We start from the raw sequence: 1226 nt of genomic DNA on the forward strand, positions 1-1226 counted from the left end.
CCGTGGTGCCGCAAGTCACCGAAGATCAGCGAGGTACTGCCGCTGCTCTACCTGCACGGACTGTCCTCGGGGGACTTCGTGCCCGCGCTGGAGCAGTTCCTCGGCTCGGCGGCCGGCCTGTCGCCGGCCACCGTGACCCGGCTGACGAAGCAGTGGAGCGACGATCACGCCGCCTTCCAGGCCCGCGACCTGTCCGACAGCGACTACGTGTACGTGTGGGCGGACGGGGTGCACCCGAAAGTCCGGCTCGGGCAGGCACACTCCTGCGTCCTGGTCCTGATGGGAGTGCGCCTGGACGGTACCAAGGAGCTGATCGCGCTGGCCGAGGGGCTGCGCGAGTCCGCCGAGTCGTGGGCCGACCTGCTGCGCGACTGCCGCAGGCGCGGCATGCGCGATCCCGAGCTCGTCGTCGGCGACGGCGCGATGGGCCTGTGGAAAGCGCTCGCCGAGGTGTTCCCGACTGCCCGCCACCAGCGGTGCTGGGTCCACAAGGCCAGGAATGTCGCGAATGCCCTGCCGAAGTCGGCCCAACCAGGCGCGACGAAGGCGATGCAGGAGATCTACAACGCCGAGGACCGCATGCATGCGGAGAAGGCGATCGAGACGTTCGCGAAGACCTACGGCGCGAAATGGCCCAAGGCCGTATCGAAGATCACCGAGGACCGCGAGGAACTCCTGGCCTTTTACGACTTCCCGGCCGAGCACTGGATCCACCTGCGGACCACGAACCCGATCGAGTCGACCTTCTCCACCGTCAAGCTGCGGACCAAAGTCACTCGCGGGGCCGGCAGCCCGGCCGCAGCCCTCGCCATGGTCTTCAAGCTCGTCGAATCGGCCCAGACTCGCTGGCGCGCAATCCGCGGAGCCCACCTCGTCGCCCTCGTCCGCACGGGCGCCACGTTTGAGAACGGCGTCCTGGTCGAACGGGAGGAGGCAGCCGCGTGAGCGAGATCCCCAGCCCGGGCAGCTTTCGTAGCAGCGTAGAACAGCAGATTGACCGGGTCATCGTCGCGTCTTTCGAAAAGGCCACGGTCACTGTGCGCTGCCTGAGGGGACCGGTCCGTCGCGGTGCCCGCTTCAACCGGCTCAGCGGTTCAGCACAAGCGATCGACCTGACGATGACGCATGCCGTCGTCTACGGGCATCGAGTGGCAGAACTCGACACTGGCCTCACCGCTTTCGTGGCTCTCCGAGGAGATGGCGTCCAGCATCTCACTTCGGGCACC

Annotated in this window: 2 protein-coding genes; both read left to right on the top strand. The window is 67.3% G+C overall.

Features of this window, described 5'->3' with window-relative positions; all coding sequences use genetic code 11:
• The coding region (locus ACFYX0_RS47920) for an IS256 family transposase (RefSeq protein WP_388982188.1) at positions 1-945 on the top strand (945 nt) is incomplete at its 5' end.
• Positions 942-1226, top strand: a 285-nt coding sequence (locus ACFYX0_RS47925) for a hypothetical protein (RefSeq protein WP_388982191.1), incomplete at its 3' end; no start/stop codon positions are given. The genes ACFYX0_RS47920 and ACFYX0_RS47925, both read left to right, overlap by 4 nt.

The organism is Streptomyces sp. NPDC002573 (genome assembly GCF_042889625.1).
Classification (GTDB): Bacteria; Actinomycetota; Actinomycetes; order Streptomycetales; family Streptomycetaceae; genus Streptomyces; species Streptomyces gibsoniae.